Here is a 16,108-nt window from a genome sequence, read left to right as displayed (position 1 = left end):
CAGCACGAATCGAACTCGTCGATCCCGCCGAATGGGACCTGCACGGAGGATGGGTGCTGGGCGACCGGATGGAGTGGTCCGACCGAGCGTGCGGCATGGCAGCGCTACGGATGATCCTGCTCTCCTACGGCCGCGAGGCCCCCTCGGTCACCGAGCTGCTGAAGCTCGGCGTCAAGCAGAACGCTCTCACCGAGCGGGGCTGGCTGCACGCCGGCATCGCCGAGATGGCCACCGGCTTCGGTGAGGCTCCCCCTCCGGTGTGGACACCCCTGACAATGGATCTTGTTCCATGAAGGGAGTGTCCGAGGTGGCACGTCCGTCGAAGTACGGCGAGGAGTTCAAGAAGGACGCCGTGCGCCTGGTCCGCCAATCACACCGAACCTGCGCCGATGTCGCGCGGGAACTCGGAATGAACCGCGAGACGCTGCGGGTGTGGGTGCGCGAGGCCGAGAACGCCGAGGCCGACACCGGGATCGGCCTGGCCCGCAGCGAGCGTGAAGAGCTGATGCGGCTGCGCAGGCGGGTGGCCGAGCTGGAGACCGAAAAGGAGATCCTCCGCAAGGCGGCCGCCTATTTTGCCAAGGAGATGGATCGTTGATCGGCCGCTTCGGGTTCATCTCCGCCCACCGCCTCGTCTACGGGGTCAAGCGGCTGTGCCGGGTCCTGAACGTGCGCCGCGGCGCCTTCTACTCCTGGCTCGCCCGGGAGCCGGCCCGTCAGGCGAGAGTCGCCGAGGAAGCGCGGATCGTGGAGAAGATCCGGCGCCTGCACGCCGCCTCCGGCGGCACGAACGGCTCCCCGCGGATCACCGCCGACCTGCGCGAGGCCGGCGAGCACATCAACGAAAAGCGGGTCGCCCGGCTGATGCGCGAGCACGGCATCGTCGGGCTGCACCTGCGCAAGGGGCGGCGGACCACGATCCCCGACGAGGGTGCCCCGCCGGTCGCCGACCTGCTGGAGCGCGACTTCACGCCCGGTGATGTCGACCGGCGCTGGTGCGGGGACATCACCTATCTCCCGGTCGGTGACTCGTGGCTGTATCTCGCCACGGTGATCGACATCGGGTCACGGCGCCTGATCGGCTGGTCGATCGCCAACCACCTGCGCACCGGGTTGGTCAGCGACGCGCTGAAGGCGGCGGTGCGTGCTCGCGGCGGCCGCACAGACGGGGTGATCTTCCACGCCGACCGGGGCTGTCAGTACATGTCGGCCGCGTTCGCCAGGCTCTGCGATCGCTACGGCATCTGCCGATCGAGCGGCAGGACCGGGACGTGTCTGGACAGCGCCCTGGCCGAGGCGTTCAACGCCACCCTCAAGCGTGAGCTGCTGCACGGCAGGAAGAAACGCCGCTGGAGCGACGAGGCCGAGGCCCGGACCGAGATCTTCCGCTGGATCGCCTGGTACAACAACCGGCGCAGACACTCGGCGATCGGGAACCTTCCTCCTGTCGTCTACGAAGATCGGCTCGCTAGGATGGCCGTATTGGCTGCATGAAACCGGGTGTCCACGCCCCGGGGGGAACGCCACGGAGTCCCAGGCCGCGCCGAACCCGTCGCGGCCGATGCCCTGACCGGCGTGCTCGACGACGCCCCGCTGATCATCTCCATCACCGAGCGGTTCCCCGACGACGGCCGCAGAGGCGCCGGGGTGAGGTCCGGATGGAAGAAGGCTCTGGGTCACGTGACGGGTAACTTGCGGTCGAGGTCGGCGAGTAGATCCTTCACCGCCGTACGGCCGACATGCGGCCGAAGGTCATCGCGCAGACGGCGCAGCAGGCCGACGCAACGCGTAGAAGTGACCGCGGGCAGCCGGGCAAGAGAGCGCCGTCCCATCGACACAGCTTGCTCCAGGTCTCCAGCATGGGTGTAGGCCAGACCGAGCCAGGCCCCGTGGCGTAGAGCCGACCGCTGGTACGGGCTGGCGGCATCGACCAGTGCCCGGTCGCGGAGCAGGTCTTCGGCTTCGCGTAGAAGTTTTTCCCAGCGTGCGGGGATGCGCTGGGCCAGGGCGACCAGGCTCCGTCCGGCGATGGCGTCGCACTCGGTGCGGCTGACGTAGCCCGCCCAGCGGGGAGTGCGATCGCTCTGCTGCTGGGCTCGGTCCAGCATGGTCAGGGCGTGCTCGCGCGCGCGGCGGAAGCTGGTCAGGTCACCCGCGGCGGCAAATGCCAGCCCGCTGCGGGCCGCGATGAGCGCCCGCACGGCGGCCGGAGCGTCGGTGCAGGCCTCCTGTGCGGCCGAGGCGAGCTGTAGAGCATCGTTGACCTTTCCGAGCGTGGTGGCCTGATTGCTCATCAACCCCAGGATGCTGGCGGCCAGGGCCCGGTCTCCGGCGGCGTGCGCGGCGTGCAGGCCGGCCAGATACCAGCGCTGCGCCTCGCCGTCACGCTCGCTGTCGTGGGCCATGAAGCCGGCGGTCTGGGCGAGCTGGGCCGCCGCGGCGCACAGCCGCCTGCCGGTCTTCGTGTCGTAGCTTTCGGTGCGCAGCAGACGGCCGACGCAGTTGAACTGGTCGGCGACGAAAGCGGAAGCGGCGCCGCCTTGCTGGTCGTCGAGCTGCTGGGCTTTGGTCACGATGTCTTCAATCAGCGTCACCACCGCCTCGGGCACTTTTCCCGGCCCGCGAGCTGATGCCATGGCGGGCAGGGAGTGCTCCAGCCACTGCCAGGCGGGCTGGGTCAGCAGGGCGCCGGAGATGACGGTGAATCTGCGCCGGGTCAGCATGCCGTGTGACCACTCCCTCAGCAGGTGTAGCAGTCCTGCGCCATCCCAGGCTACGTCGAGCCGGTGATCGGCGTCTAACCTGGTCCAGGTCGTCCGATAGATGGAGGTATGCGTGAAGATCGAGGCTGTCTTCTTCGACGTCGGGGAGACGATCGTCGACGAGACCCGCGAGTACGGCACCTGGGCCGACTGGCTCGGTGTTCCCCGGCACACCTTCTCGGCCGTCTTCGGCGCCGTCATCGCCCGGGGCGGCGACTACCGCGAGACCTTCCAGTACTTCCGGCCCGGCTTCGACCTGCACGCGGAGCGGGAACGGCGGGCCGAGGCCGGGGAGCCGGAGAGCTTCTCCGAGGAGAACCTCTACGCCGACGCCCGCCCCTGCCTGGCCGCGCTGCGCGAGCAGGGACTACGGGTGGGCCTGGCCGGCAACCAGACCGCCCGGGCGGAGAAGATCCTGCGCGCCCTCGACCTGCCGGTGGACCTGATCGGGACCTCTGACAGCTGGGGCGTGGACAAGCCCTCCGCCGCCTTCTTCGAGCGGGTCGTCGCGGAGGCCGGCTGCCCGGCCGGGGCCGTGCTGTACGTGGGCGACCGGCTGGACAACGACGTCAAGCCCGCGCAGGCCGCGGGCATCCCGACGGCGCTCATCCGGCGGGGCCCCTGGGGCTACATCCTCCAGGACCCGGAGGCGGCCGAGCGGTGCCTGTTCCGGCTCGACTCCCTGGCCGAGCTGCCGGAGCTGGTCCGCAAGCACAACGAGGGTTAGGCCGACAGCTCGGGACGGTGCAGCCGGTCCAGCGCGTGCAGCCGCTCCCTGACCGTCTGCATCTCGCGCCCGTCCGGCAGCGCCCGCTGGACCCGGTCGATCCGCTCGTAGCCGGTGGCGTACCACGCGCCCGTCAGGGCCTCCACGGCCTCGTCGAGCCGCGCGATCGCCAGGTCCGCGTCGCTCCCGGCGTGGGCGGCGGCCAGGTCGGCCAGGAGCACCGACCGCTGCTTGCCCTCGCCGTCGCCGAGGGCGCCGAGCGCGCGGTCCAGGCGGCGCGCAGCCTCGGCGGTCTCGCCCGCAGCCAGCGCGCTGTACCCGGCGAAGCCGTCCAGCCGCGCCCGCCCGAAGAAGTCGAGCCAGGCGGGGTCGTCCCCGGTGCCGTCGATCGCGCGGTCCGCGCGGTCGATGTGCCGCAGGCAGCCCTTGGCGTCCCCGCAGCGCGCCCGGATCTCCGAGGCCACGCAGTGCAGCCAGGCGCGGGTGAGCGGGCCGACGCCGTGCCAGGCGTGCGCGAACGCGGCCTCGATCAGACCCTGAGCCGCCGCTTCGTCCCGTGCGAAACCCGGGACGAAGGCCGCGTGCGCCAGTACGGCCGCCGCCAGGGCGTGGTCGCCGCACTCGCGCGTGGCGAGGATCGCCGTCTGGAAGAGCCGCTGGGCGGTGACGGGCTGCTGCAGGTCGAAGAAGGCGATCCGCCCGGTGAGCAGGGCCGAACGGGCCGCCGCACCGGCCAGGCGCTCACGGAGGTCGGTGCTCGACGACGTGCGGAGCAGCCGGACGCCGAGCTGGGTGTGGGCGGCGGAGGCCTCGAAGAGCTCCGCGGCCGGGGTGGACCAGTAGAGCGCGCTCTGCCGGGTGACGACGTCCGCGTAGGCGTCCACGGAGTCGGCGTCCAGGTTGCCCCGGCCGTCCAGCACGGACTCCAGGCGCTTCCACGCCGGTGAGTCGGGCCCCTCGGTGAGGAGCGGGCCGAACAGACCCACACCGAGCAGGGCGCGCAGGAAGGTGCCGCGGTCGATGCCCTCGTCCCCGATCATGCTGAGCAACCTCCGTATTTCCCGCACCACGTCGGAGACCGGCCGCATGGCCAACTCCTCGGGGGTGAGCAGTCCCAGTTCACTCGCCGGCTTGTTGAAGATCGCCACCAGATGCTTACGGTAACGCGGTTCCGGCCACCGCTCACCTGTCTCCCACCGCCGCACCGTGTTGGCCGTCAGGCCGGTGAAGGTCTCCCCTGCGCGCTCCATGGAGACGCGGATCCGTTCGGCGAGCTCCTCGTAGGACCAGCCTCGCTGCAGCCGCTCCCAGGAGAGCTGTCGGTTCGGCGGATGGCGATGGGCCGTAGGCATCTCACACCCCCGGTGCTGGGCGTCGCGTGACAACTCGACAGTACGGACAACCCATGCCACGCGTCAGCCACTGGCTGTGACTGGATGTGCTCTGGCTGATACTCCGCGCCGGACGACCGCGATTTGCTTTCGGCACACCAAACGGGGCCGCTCCTCAAAGGAGCGGGACGGTAGCCCACTGCGGATCACCGGGAGGTACGGATTGTCCCCGCAGCAGACGCTCGACGTCGTCTCCCGGCCGGACGCGGGCAACCGGTCCGGCGGACACCGCATCCTGGTGCGGCTGCTCCGGCCCGGTACGGCGGCGCGGCGCGCCCGTGCCGTGATCCGCGAGGTGCTGCTGTGGAGCGGGATCGACGCCGGGAGCATCGGTGACGCGGAGAGCGCGGTGGCCGAGCTGGCCGCCAACGCCGAAGCGTACGCCCGCTGCCCCTACGAGCTGCGCGTCGTCTTCGACGGCGGCAGACCGGCCTGGTGCGAGGTCGTCGACGGCGACCCCGACCTCGGCGGTATCCCCGCCGTCCTCGACCGGCTCCGCACCGGCGGCGACGAGCCTGCGCTGGGCCTGTTCGGGGAGCGCGGGCGGGGGTTGCTCCTGGTGCACCTGCTCTCGGAAGGCCGCTGCCGGGCCTACCCCACCAGGACGTGCGCGACCGGGACTTCCGGAAAGGCCGTCGCCTTCGCCCTGCCCACCGAGACCGGTCCGCGTCCGCGTTCACCCGTGCCGGATGCCGGACCGCCCGGCCGGGCCGGTGCCCGCCATCCCACATCCCCGTGGGCACCGGCCCTCGCCGGTCACCTGTCCTTCCCCTGACCCAGGACCGGCGGCGGTGTTCCGGGACTCCCGCCGCCGGTCCTGGCCCCACCCCCCGAGTCCCCGTGGAGGGCCACTCATGAGTGACGACCCCCAACCAGCCGGCCGCGCCACCGTGACGATCGAACCGGAGAAAGCCGCCACCGCCCTCCGGCAGCTCGCCGCGGAACTGGAGGGCCGCCGATTCTCGGCGCGGCTGCGCACTAAAGAAGGAACTCCTCCCTGCCTCACCGTGATCAACCTCGCCGCCCCGGCGCTGGCGGACAGCGTGCTCGTCGCCGCCGGCGCGGACGACGAGTGGTGCTTCTTCTTCCCCTGGCCGGAACGGATCGCCCCCGTCGGCGACGTCATGGCCGCGGCCGACCGCATCGAGCGTGTCCTCGCCGAGATCGGCCGGTAGCCCGGCGCGCGGTGCCCAGGCCGGGGGAACGCCCCGGCGGTGTGGCGATGCGCGACGACATGCGTGCCCCGCATGTCGTCGCTCGGCCTGGGCTCCTGCCGGTGGAGGTCCACCGCGTCCACGACCGGTTCCACCCCGTTCATCCCCGACCAGTCCAACCGTGAGGAGTGCCCATGACGACCACCGGCATGGAAACCCCCGTGTCCCGAGCCGACACCACGCTCGAGGCCGACAGCGTCACCGAGCTGTTCACCAGCGCGGTCGCCCTGACCCTGCGCGGGCGGAGGGTCAGCCCGCGCGGCATGGGCACACGGGAGGTGCTGGACGTGCGGCTCATCCTGCGCCGGCCCAGGGCGCGGCTGCTGCACCTGCCGCCTGCCCGCGTGCTCAACACGGCGTTCGCCGTCGCCGAGACCGTGTGGATCCTGTCCGGCTCCGACGATGCGTGGATCTACACGTTCAACGACCGGCTCAGGCAGTACGCCGACGACGGCGTACTGCGCGGCGCTTACGGGCCGAGGATGCGCCGCTGGCACGACCGCACCGATCAGCTGGCCAGGGTCCTGACCACACTCCGGCACGACCCCGACTCCCGCCGGGCGGTCGTCCAACTGTACGACCCGGCACGGGACGCCGACGGGCACAGCGACGTGCCCTGCACCCTCGGATACCGCTTCCACCTGCGCAGCGGCAGGCTCCACATGTCCACCACGATGCGCAGCCAGGACCTGTGGACCGGCCTGCCGTACGACATGTTCGCCGCCACCGTCCTGCACGAGCTGATGGCCGGGTGGCTGGGAGCCGGCCTCGGCGACTACCACCACCACGTCGACTCCCTCCACCTGTACGACACGGACCAGGAGAAGGCCGAGGCCGTACCGGACGGCGCGGTGAGGGGTCCCGAGCTGTGTGACCTCACCGTCCCGTGGGAGGGGTTCGACGGCCTGCTCTCCCGCGTCCAGGCCGGGCAGCCGGTCGGCCACCCCGGCTGGGACACGCTGGCCGCCGCACTGGCCGGCTACCGGCTGTGGAAGGGCGGCGACCGGGACGCCGCGGTCGACCACGCCGGGCGCATCCCCGGACCGATCGGCGAGGGCATGCGCACCTGGTACGCCGAGCTGGCCACGCGTACGCGGGCGGTGGCCGGATGAGCGCGGACGGACGCCCGCACGTGGTGCTGGGCCTGTGCTCCTTCACCCACGACTCGGCCGCCGCGCTCCTCGTCGACGGCGCCTTGGCCGGCTTCGTCGAGGAGGAGCGGCTCTCGGCGGTCAAGCACACCCGCGCCTACCCCGCCCGGGCCGTCGAATGGCTGCTGGGGCGCGCCGGGATCACCGCCGACGAGGTCACCGAGGTCGCCTACAACTTCCACCCCCTCCGCTACCTGGACGCGCTCCCCTCCGTGCTGCCGCTGCTGGCCTCCGCTGAGGGGCGGCAGCGGGCACTGCCCCGCGCCGCCGGCTTCGCCAAGGTCGCCGCCCGCACCCTGCGCCGCACGATCGGCCTGGGGATGATGTTCCCGTACGCCCGCGTGCGGTCGTTCCAGCACCACCGCACCCACCAGATGTACGCGTTCGCCGCATCCGGATGGGACAGGGCGGCCCTCCTCGTCGTCGACAGCCTCGGCGAGACGCAGACCACCACCGTCGCCGTCGGCCGTCAGGACGACCCCGGCCGCCCTGGCGTGCGGACTCTGCGGGCACTGCACGACCCGGCGTCCCTCGGCTACGTCTACGGTGCGGTCACCGAGCACCTCGGCTGGCGGCGCGGAGACGAGGAGGGCACGGTGATGGCGCTGGCGGCCTTCGGGGACCCGGCGCGCTTCCGGTCCCTGTTCACCTGTGCCGTCCCCGTCACGGCGACGGGATTCACGCTGGATTCGGCCTACTTCCTGCCGAGGGTGCTGTCGTCGACGTACGCGCGGCTCTCCGCACGGTTCGCCGCCGAGACCTGCCCGCCCCGGGACCCCCGGGAACCGGTCGAGCAGGTCCACCGGGACCTGGCCGCCGCCCTGCAGGAACGCACCGAGACCGTCATGCTGCACCTGGCCCGGCTGGCGGTCGCCCGGACCGGAATCCGGAGGCTCTGCCTCGGCGGAGGCGTGGCCACGAACTGCGTCGCCGTCGGCAGGATCATCGAGGCGGGTATCGCCGACGAGGTGTTCGTCCCGCCCGCCCCGGGGGACGCCGGAACCGCCATCGGCGCGGCGCTGATCGCGCACGTGGAGGCGGGCGCACGGCCGGTGACCGGCGTCGCCGGGACCTGCTACCTCGGGCCGAGCTTCCCCGACCCGGCGCTGGACCTGTCCGCCTGGCCCGGCCTCACCGAACTGCCGATCCCCGGGGATCCAGCCGGGTTCCTGGCCGAGCAACTCGCCTCCGGGCGCATCGTCGGCCTCTTCCAGGGCGGGGTCGAAGCGGGGCCCCGCGCGCTGGGCAACCGCTCCATCCTCGCCTCCCCGCTCAACCCGGGCGTCGTCGAACGGCTGAACGCGACCGTGAAGTTCCGCGAGCCGTTCCGCCCGTTCGCCCCGATGATCCCCGCCGAACTGGCCGGGGAGTACTTCACGCTCGGACAGGCGGCGCCGTACATGTCGATGGCCTCCAAGGTCACCGACCTGGCCCGAGAGCGGATCGGTGCCGTCGTCCACGCCAACGGCACGGCCCGTCTCCAGACGGTCACCAAGGACGCCAACCCGTTCGTGCACACGTTGCTGCACGCCTTCGCCGCCCGCACCGGCGTCCCCGTCCTGATCAACACCAGCCTCAACGTCAAGGGCAGACCGATCTGCGGCACCCCCGCGATGGCGCTGGAGTGCCTGGCCTCCTCCGGCCTGGACGCCCTGCTGCTCGAAGGCAGGTGGATCACCAAATGATCATCGGCTACAGCTTCTGGGGCTTCCTCGGCCCCGGCGTCACCGACACACCCGACGGCGGGCGCAGTCACCGCCGCACTCTGATCGACGCCCTCGGCGGCGACGGTCACCGGGTCGTTTTCCTCCAGCCCGATCGCGACCTGTACGAGGCCGGGGACGACCTCGGCGGACGGTACGTCTTCGATCCCGGTCTCCCCGACATCGACGTGCTGTTCCTGGAGTGGCGCTGGCCCATCCCCGGCCGCAACACCACCCCCTGCGGGGAACCGGGCCACACCTGCGATCTGCACCGCCAGCGGCAGCTGCTGGACCACTACGCCTTCGCCCTGGGCACTCCCACGCTCATCTGGGACAAGGACCGGCGTCTGGCCGCCGACGATCCGCTGCGCCGCCGACCCGGCGTGATCGTGTGCGAGGCCGCGCTCAGCCCCACCCCGGGAGCGCGGCGGCTGCTCTTCCCCGTCCGCGACACCGATGTGGACGCGGCCGACCCGGCCGAGCTCGCCGCCCGCCCGAGACCCGTACCGCTGGCCTACGTCGGCAACCAGTACGACCGCGACAACGTGTTCGACCGGTTCTTCGCCCCGGCCGCCGCCCGGTTCCGCCACGTCGTCGCCGGCAAATGGACCAGCACCGGCCGATGGCCGCACGTCGCCTTCACCGGCCGCATCCCCTTCCCCCGGGTGAGCGAGCTGTACGGCGAGGCACTGGCCACCGTCCTGCTGCTGCCCGACCGGTACGCGGCAGCCGGTCAGATGACCCAGCGGATCTTCGAAGCGGTGCTCTCCGGCTGCGTGCCGCTGGCCCCGGCGACCATCCGCCACGCCGACATGTTCGTCCCGCCCCAGCTGATCGTGAACGACGGGAGCGACACGATCCGCACCCTCCACTGGCTCCGCAGCGTCAGGGGCAGCCGGGCGCACGCGGATCTCATCGCGGAATGCCTGCGCCGCCTGGAGGTGTTCCGGCTCAGCCTCCAGCTCCAGGCGCTCCGCACGGTCCTCACCGAGCTGTCGGCGGCCGGCGCCGTACGGCAGGCGGGGAGGCGGAGATGACGGCCCCCGAAGGGCGGTCCCGCCCTGCTGGGGACCGGTCGCGCGACCGCAGCGCCGTGCCTCCATCAATGATCTTCATCTCGACTATCGTGGAGCATCGTGCAGCGGATGAACCGGGTCGCCGTCGTCGGCTCCGGAGGGAGCGGCAAGTCCTACGTCGCCCGCGAACTGGGCCGGCTGCTCGACGCACCGGTGACCCACCTGGACGCCGTCTTCTTCGACGACGACTGGAACCCGCTGCCGCAGGACAAGTTCGAGGCCGCGCAGCGCGAGCTGGTGGCGGCGCCGCGGTGGGTCATCGACGGCAACTACAACTCGACCCTGCACGTACGGCTGGAAGCCTGCGACACCGTGGTCATGATGGACGTCCCCACATGGGCCGCCCTCTGGGGGATCTTCTCCCGGCAGATCCGCCACGGTGCGGGCCAGCACGGTGCGGGCGTCTACAACCGCATCCACCGGGGTGTGGTCACCTACGTCGCCACCTACCGCCGGCGGATGCGGCCTCAGGTGCTCGACAAGATCCATCGGTTCGCGGGGGACAAGCAGGTGGTCTTCCTGCGCGGACGGCGTCAGACCCGCCGCTGGCTGGAGCAGGTCGCCGCCCGGCGCTGAGCCGCCGCTCACCGGCACTCGCCTGGACGACCGGGCGGCGGCCATGAGCACGGCCAACGCCTTCACCCGCTCCACCGCCCAGCGGGAGCTGTACGGGAGCGGAGCCCGGCTGGCGACCCGCACGAGGGCCCTGCACCGAGCCAAGACGAGCGGCCGTCCCGTGGCCGACGTCATCGCCGAGCTGGCCGCCGCTCACCTACCTACAGCCTCCGGGACGGTGGTCGCCGACATCGGCTGCGGGCGCGGCACCACCAGCCGTGTCCTGACCGAACGGCTCCGGCCCCGGTGTCTGCTGGCCGTCGACGCCTCCGCCGCGATGATCACCGACGCCCGTGCCCGGATCACCGGCGATGCTCCGATCGTCTACCTGCAAGCGGACTTCCACCGCCTGCCCCTGACCGGTGCGGCGTGCGATCTCGTGGTGGCCGCGTTCTGCCTCTACCACTCTCGTGATCCGCGCTCCGTCGTGGCCGAGCTCGCCCGCGTCCTGCGGCCCGGCGGTCTCGCCGCCCTGGTCACCAAGAGCGCCGACAGCTATCAGGCGCTGGACCACCTGGTGGCCGGGGCAGGGCTCGACCCGGACGCGCTGGAACGGCCGAGCCTGTACTCCACGGCGCACAGCGGCAACCTGCCCACCCTGCTGCCGCCGTCCCTGCGGACCGTCCACCTCGAACACGAACGGCACACGTTCGACTTCACCGACCTCGGCCACGTCGCGGCATACCTGGCCACGACCCCCAAGTACGAACTGCCGCCAGGACTGGCCGGTGATCCGGACGCGATCACCTCACGGCTGCGGGCCAGGCTCCCCGACGGCCCCGTCCACGCCGCCTCCACCGTGACCTACCTGCTGGCCCGAAGGGAGGACACCACGTGAACAGGAAGGTGTTCAGCAAGCCGTACGGCTCGCCGGGCGCCGCTCTCCGGGCCGCCGCGCACCACGCCTGGCTGGCCGGGCACACCCCGCTCCGGCAGCCGGAACTGCTGGCCGTGCACCCGGAGCGGCTCGACTTCGAGCACATCGACGGCCGTCACGCAGGAGTCGAGGACCTGCCGACCGTGGCGGCCGTACTCGGCGAGGCGCACGCCTCCGCCTGGTGCGGTGACCTGCGCCGGGCCTCGCTGAACGCCCCGCACCCTCTGCCGCGGGGGCACACCCTGCCCGGCTTCGCGGTCCTCCGACGGGCAGTCCTCGACCGGCACCACCGGGACGGCCTCATCACCGATGAGGAGCTGGAGGACGCCGTCGACCTGCTACGCACCGATCCGGACGAGCCGACGACCTTCTACAAGGACAGCAACCCCCGCAACATCCTCATCACCCCGGCCGGGCCGGCCATCGTGGACACCGACGACCTCACGCTCGCCCCGTTCGGCTACGACCTGGCCAAGCTCGTCGTCACCCTCGCCATGACGCACGGCCCGATTCCCCCGGCAGCCGTCACGGCCGCCCTGACCGCCTACAACGAGGGCGTCGCCTCCCGCACCGACGCGCCGGCCGAGGTCACGCCGTCCCGGCTGCTCGACCACGCGTGGCTCCACCATCTGCTCACCCGCCCCTACCTGGGCCGCGGAGGCTACCGGTACCCGTGGCCACAGGTACGGCCCGCACCGGAGGACCTCACATGATCGTCTCCCAACTGGTTCTCATCCGGCACGGGCAGGCCCACTGCAACGTGGCGGGCGTCGTCGGCGGCCCGCGGACCTGTACCGGCCTGACCGGCCTGGGACGCCGCCAGGTCGTCCTCACCGCCCAGCGACTCGCCGCCGAGCACTCCCACGACCCGTTCCACGCCCTGTACGCGGGACCGCGCAGACGGCTCCAGCAGACCGGGCGGATCCTCGCCGAGGTCGTCGGCCTACCTCTGGCCGTCGAACCCGGACTGGAAGGACCCCGCCACGGCGACGCCGACGGCCGGCCCTGGCACGAGGTGAAGTCCGACTTCGGCGGTGGCCCGCACACCAGGCCCGACCTGCCGTGGGCCACCGGCTCCGACACCTGGAACGGCTACCTGCGACGAGCCGGCGAGTTCCTCACCCAGCTGATCGGCCGGCACGAGGGCGAGCGCGTCCTGCTCGCCGCTCACGGGGAGACCGTGCTCGCCGTCCACACGCTGCTGCTGGGAATCCCCGCAGGCACGCAGAGCGGGTTCACCGTCGACCACGGGTCCATCACCCGCTGGCAGCTCCACCGCAACCGGTTCGGCGACGACCGGTGGATGCTGGACCGCCACAACGACACCGCTCACCTGGCCGGGAGCTCCGAGGCATGAGCACGGCCACGGAGGCCCTGCTGGCCGTCGCCCAGGACGCGCTCGGTCCCGTCACGGTGAAGCGCGCGCCAGACCTTCCCGCGCACCTCACGCTCCTCGCCGACGCCGCGGGCGACCGCTACCTGCTCAAGCGGCACACCGACCCGGAGCGGTTCCACGCTGAGCTCCACGCCTACACCGCGTGGAGACCGCACCTCGAAGCTCGCGCCCCGCATCTGGTCGCATTCGACGAGGGAAGCTGCTCGTTACTGGTCACCTACGTGCCCGGCCGCCGGGCCGACCGGCTGCGGCCCGGATCCACAGCGGAGGAACGCGCCCACCGAGGCGCGGGGGAGACCCTCCGCCTTCTGCACGCGGTCCCCCTCGAACAGCCGGCGGTCGACGTCGCCGCCTTCCTGGCAGGGCGGATGCTCCACTGGGCGGTCCGTGCCCATGCCGCCGCGCTGATCGACCAGGCCGAGCTGCGCACCCTGCACCGGCACGCCGAGGAACTGGCCGCCACCCCCATGGACGGCGTCATCTGTCATCTCGACTACCAGCCGCGCAACTGGATCGTCCAGCCGGACGGCGGCATCGCCGTCATCGACTTCGAGCACACCCGCCCCGACGCGCTCGTCCGGGACCTCGCGCGCCTGGCCTTCCGCCGCTGGCCGCACCGCCCCCGGCTGCGGGAGGAGTTCCTCACCGGCTACGGCCGTGACCTGTCCGACGAGGAGGAGCGCCTGCTGTCCCGCTTCGCCGCCGTCGAAGCCCTCACCTCGATGGTGCGGGGTGACGAACGGGGGGACCCTCGTCTCTTCGCCTACGGCAAGGCCCTGCTCGCAGCCATCCTTTGAAGACTCCCCTGGAGGACCTCATGATCGACTCTCTGCGGACCGCCGACAGCTCCCCGCGGGTGATCCGCCGAGCCGTGGTCACCGGAGCCGCGGGCTTCATCGGCTCCCACCTGTGCCGCGCCCTGCTCCAGCAGGGCGCGACCGTGATCGGCGTCGACCGCCGCGACCCCGACACCGACACGGTCGCCGCCGCCAACCTCGCCGACGTGTCCGGGGATCCCGCGTTCTTCCCCGTCACCGCGGACCTGCGCACCTGCGCGATCGAACCCCTGATTCTGGACGCCGACGCCGTTTTCCACCTGGCGGGCATCCCCGGCGTACGCCCGTCCTGGGGAGCCGGTTTCGACGACTACGTCGCCTGCAACATCACGGCGACCCAGCGGCTCATGCACGCCATGATCCGTCTGCGTGTGCCCCGCCTCGTGGTCGCCTCCTCCTCCAGTGTCTACGGCGGCACTCCCGGCCGGCCGAGCGCGGAGACCGACCACCCCGTCCGGCGTCGCCGTACGCCGTCACGAAGCTGGCCGAAGAGCAGCTGTGCCTGGCCCACGCCGCGCGGCCGGGCTGTCCCACCACCGTGGTCGCCCTGCGGTACTTCACCGTGTACGGGCCCCGCCAGCGCGACGACATGTTCATCCAGCGGCTCCTGACCGCCGCCGCAACCGACCGGCCCATCCAGATCTACGGGGACGGCACCCAGCGCCGCGACTTCACCTACGTCGACGACGCGGTCGCCGCGACCATCGCCGCGGCGACCGTGCCTCTCTCCAACAGCGTGCTCAACGTCGGATCCGGCCGCAGCGTCCGTCTCACCGAGGTGGTGGACCAAGCCCGACGGCTCGTCGACCACCCCATCGTGATGGAGACGCTTCCCGCGGCCAACGGCGACGTCCACGCCACCTGGGCGAATCTCTCCGCTGCCCGACGGATGCTTAACTGGGCACCCACCATGAATCTTTCCGAGGGCGTAGCTGCTCAGTTGGCATGGCTTCAGACGCACAAACCAGCGCTACAAGTGATGTAGAGGCGGCAGCGCAGCCTGGACGACATCGTCTCAGCCGTGGTACCCGCCGCCCCCCACGGCGCCCCCCGAAGAGGGCATCTACGTCCACTACGGCTTCACCGGCACCGGCATGTGGACCTCCCCAAACAGGAACGCTGGACCATCCTGCTCACCGACAAGCTCTACTACGGTCGTGACCGCGACCCGCTCATGGCCGCCCGCGTAATCACCTTCGACTGACGTGGCAGTGCGTACGGGATCCACGCCGCGGGCTGATGGGGTTCAGCGGTCAGCGGAAGCGAGCGGTCGATGACCGCGACGTAGGACAGTCCGAGCGTAGGCGCCCAATCGGACCGGTAGGAGCGGACAGTCACCGCCGCCGGCACCTCCAGCACCTCGGCGACGACGCCGGTCTCCTCGGTCAGTTCCCGGCAGGCCGCCTCGCGGCGCGTTTCCCCGGGCTCCACCCTGCCGCCCGGCGGGACCCAGCCGCGCCAGCGGTGCTTCACCAGTAGAACGTGCTCGAAGGCGTCGTCGAACACCCAGACGTCGGCGGCGATCGGGTGCAGCGGCCCCTCCACCACCTCCTGTAGCCAGGCGCGCGCATCGTCAAACTCGGCATGCGCCCGGCGGGCATCGGCCACGGCCGCGCGCAGCGTGCGCTGGCCAGGATCGCTCGGAGTCACCCAGGCAGGTTAGCGGCGGGGCGGGCACCATCGGCCGACGTCCGATGAAGAGCATTCGCCCCGACGCCGAGCTCCATCAGCCCACAACGGCAGGCGTACGGCCGAGGCGGGTGCGCAACTTGTCGAGGAACCGCTCAAGACCGGGATCGAAGACCCCGTGCGGCCACCCCTGACGGCCGTCAATCGGCACCCACCGCACCTGAGCGAACTCGCGCTCATCCGGGACGATCGCCGCATCCCGGTCGGCTTGGAAGGCGAACCAGAGCGTGACGTCGGTGTGGCTGTCGACCCCGCGGGTCTGAGTGACGGTCAAAAAGCAGGGGGCGTCACCGAAAGCCGGGTGGAAGCCGGGAGCGATCCGCAGTTCCTCCGCCAGTTCACGAACCGCTGAAGCACGGGGATCCTCCTGATCATCGACATGACCGCCCGGCATCAGCCAAGCCTGGGCGAGCCGATGATCGACGATCATGATCGAGCGGGTCGGATCGTCGATCAAGATGGCGTACACGGCCAGGTGCTGCGGTGGGGTGGCGGGCTTGGCCGTCCGGAACAGCGGGGCCCCGGAATCGATCCAGGCCAGCATCCACTCCTGGTCGGCGGCCTCTTGCCGGTCATGCGGGGTGACCGCGGTGACCAGCTCCCGTACCACGCAGCGGGCCTCGTCTTCCGTCAGCACCTTCACGGTCCTCCTTCTCGGTCCTCGCGATGGG

At 71.6% G+C, this 16,108-nt stretch carries 17 protein-coding genes and 1 pseudogene; 14 read left to right on the top strand and 4 right to left on the bottom strand.

Annotated features, from left to right (window positions below):
* Nucleotides 1-95 precede the first annotated feature (95 nt).
* Nucleotides 96-293 (top strand): hypothetical protein, encoded by a 198-nt coding sequence (locus HS045_RS31535; protein ID WP_196455268.1) that lies wholly within the window; start codon nucleotides 96-98, stop codon nucleotides 291-293.
* Nucleotides 290-1,494, top strand: a protein-coding gene (locus tag HS045_RS31530) for an IS3 family transposase (protein ID WP_374191429.1) whose coding sequence is annotated in 2 segments (ribosomal slippage) — nucleotides 290-577 and nucleotides 580-1,494 — 1,203 coding nt in all. Because the reading frame shifts where the segments join, the coding sequence is not laid out codon by codon here. The genes HS045_RS31535 and HS045_RS31530 overlap by 4 nt, the downstream gene beginning before the upstream one ends.
* Nucleotides 1,495-1,676: 182 nt before the next feature.
* Here the strand turns inward: HS045_RS31530 and HS045_RS31525 are convergent.
* Nucleotides 1,677-2,723 carry a hypothetical protein gene (locus HS045_RS31525; protein WP_196455267.1) on the bottom strand — a complete coding sequence of 349 codons (1,047 nt, stop codon included), beginning with the start codon at nucleotides 2,721-2,723 and terminating at the stop codon, nucleotides 1,677-1,679.
* A gap of 112 nt (nucleotides 2,724-2,835) precedes the next feature.
* Here HS045_RS31525 and HS045_RS31520 point away from each other — a divergent pair, with 112 nt between their 5' ends.
* Nucleotides 2,836-3,489, top strand: coding sequence for an HAD family hydrolase (locus HS045_RS31520; RefSeq protein WP_307827816.1), 654 nt, complete (start codon nucleotides 2,836-2,838; stop codon nucleotides 3,487-3,489).
* On the opposite strand, the gene HS045_RS31515 is transcribed toward HS045_RS31520, so the two are convergent.
* Nucleotides 3,486-4,841 (bottom strand): helix-turn-helix transcriptional regulator, encoded by a 1,356-nt coding sequence (locus HS045_RS31515; protein ID WP_196455265.1) that lies wholly within the window; start codon nucleotides 4,839-4,841, stop codon nucleotides 3,486-3,488. The genes HS045_RS31520 and HS045_RS31515 overlap by 4 nt on opposite strands.
* A 202-nt stretch (nucleotides 4,842-5,043) precedes the next feature.
* Between HS045_RS31515 and HS045_RS31510 the strand changes: the two genes are divergently transcribed.
* The 11 genes and pseudogenes from HS045_RS31510 (at nucleotide 5,044) to HS045_RS36480 (ending at nucleotide 14,733) form a co-directional block, all read left to right on the top strand.
* On the top strand, nucleotides 5,044-5,655 hold the full coding sequence (locus tag HS045_RS31510) for a hypothetical protein (RefSeq protein ID WP_196455264.1): 612 nt from the start codon (nucleotides 5,044-5,046) through the stop codon (nucleotides 5,653-5,655).
* Nucleotides 5,656-5,734: 79 nt separating this feature from the next.
* Nucleotides 5,735-6,055 carry a hypothetical protein gene (locus tag HS045_RS31505; RefSeq protein WP_196455263.1) on the top strand — a complete coding sequence of 107 codons (321 nt, stop codon included), beginning with the start codon at nucleotides 5,735-5,737 and terminating at the stop codon, nucleotides 6,053-6,055.
* 173 nt (nucleotides 6,056-6,228) lie between these two features.
* On the top strand, nucleotides 6,229-7,206 hold the full coding sequence (locus HS045_RS31500; RefSeq protein WP_196455262.1) for a thymidylate synthase: 978 nt from the start codon (nucleotides 6,229-6,231) through the stop codon (nucleotides 7,204-7,206).
* A complete protein-coding gene (locus HS045_RS31495; RefSeq protein ID WP_230885175.1) occupies nucleotides 7,203-8,930 on the top strand; it encodes a carbamoyltransferase C-terminal domain-containing protein in 1,728 nt (575 codons plus the stop codon). The genes HS045_RS31500 and HS045_RS31495 overlap by 4 nt, the downstream gene beginning before the upstream one ends.
* A complete protein-coding gene (locus HS045_RS31490; RefSeq protein ID WP_196455261.1) occupies nucleotides 8,927-9,985 on the top strand; it encodes a hypothetical protein in 1,059 nt (352 codons plus the stop codon). The genes HS045_RS31495 and HS045_RS31490 overlap by 4 nt, the downstream gene beginning before the upstream one ends.
* A gap of 108 nt (nucleotides 9,986-10,093) precedes the next feature.
* Nucleotides 10,094-10,600: a topology modulation protein gene (locus HS045_RS31485; RefSeq protein ID WP_196455375.1), complete on the top strand. Its 507-nt coding sequence runs from the start codon at nucleotides 10,094-10,096 to the stop codon at nucleotides 10,598-10,600.
* A gap of 43 nt (nucleotides 10,601-10,643) precedes the next feature.
* On the top strand, nucleotides 10,644-11,477 hold the full coding sequence (locus HS045_RS31480; RefSeq protein WP_196455260.1) for a class I SAM-dependent methyltransferase: 834 nt from the start codon (nucleotides 10,644-10,646) through the stop codon (nucleotides 11,475-11,477).
* Nucleotides 11,474-12,229 (top strand): phosphotransferase, encoded by a 756-nt coding sequence (locus HS045_RS31475; protein ID WP_196455259.1) that lies wholly within the window; start codon nucleotides 11,474-11,476, stop codon nucleotides 12,227-12,229. The genes HS045_RS31480 and HS045_RS31475 overlap by 4 nt, the downstream gene beginning before the upstream one ends.
* Nucleotides 12,226-12,873, top strand: a complete 648-nt coding sequence (locus HS045_RS31470; protein ID WP_196455258.1) for a histidine phosphatase family protein — start codon at nucleotides 12,226-12,228, stop codon at nucleotides 12,871-12,873. The genes HS045_RS31475 and HS045_RS31470 overlap by 4 nt, the downstream gene beginning before the upstream one ends.
* Nucleotides 12,870-13,709, top strand: coding sequence for an aminoglycoside phosphotransferase family protein (locus tag HS045_RS31465; protein ID WP_196455257.1), 840 nt, complete (start codon nucleotides 12,870-12,872; stop codon nucleotides 13,707-13,709). Before HS045_RS31470 ends, HS045_RS31465 begins: the two co-directional genes overlap by 4 nt.
* 20 nt (nucleotides 13,710-13,729) lie before the next feature.
* Nucleotides 13,730-14,733: pseudogene (locus tag HS045_RS36480) on the top strand (NAD-dependent epimerase/dehydratase family protein).
* 164 nt (nucleotides 14,734-14,897) lie between these two features.
* Here the strand turns inward: HS045_RS36480 and HS045_RS31450 are convergent.
* Nucleotides 14,898-15,398, bottom strand: coding sequence for an NUDIX hydrolase (locus HS045_RS31450; RefSeq protein WP_307827814.1), 501 nt, complete (start codon nucleotides 15,396-15,398; stop codon nucleotides 14,898-14,900).
* Between the two features lie 76 nt (nucleotides 15,399-15,474).
* Nucleotides 15,475-16,080 (bottom strand): NUDIX domain-containing protein, encoded by a 606-nt coding sequence (locus HS045_RS31445; RefSeq protein ID WP_196455255.1) that lies wholly within the window; start codon nucleotides 16,078-16,080, stop codon nucleotides 15,475-15,477.
* Between the last annotated feature and the right edge of the window lie 28 nt (nucleotides 16,081-16,108).

The organism is Planomonospora sp. ID82291, from assembly GCF_015711645.1.
Lineage (GTDB): Bacteria > Actinomycetota > Actinomycetes > Streptosporangiales > Streptosporangiaceae > Planomonospora.
Note: the sequence above shows the minus strand (reverse complement) of the source record. Positions and strands in the feature narration are given on the sequence as shown.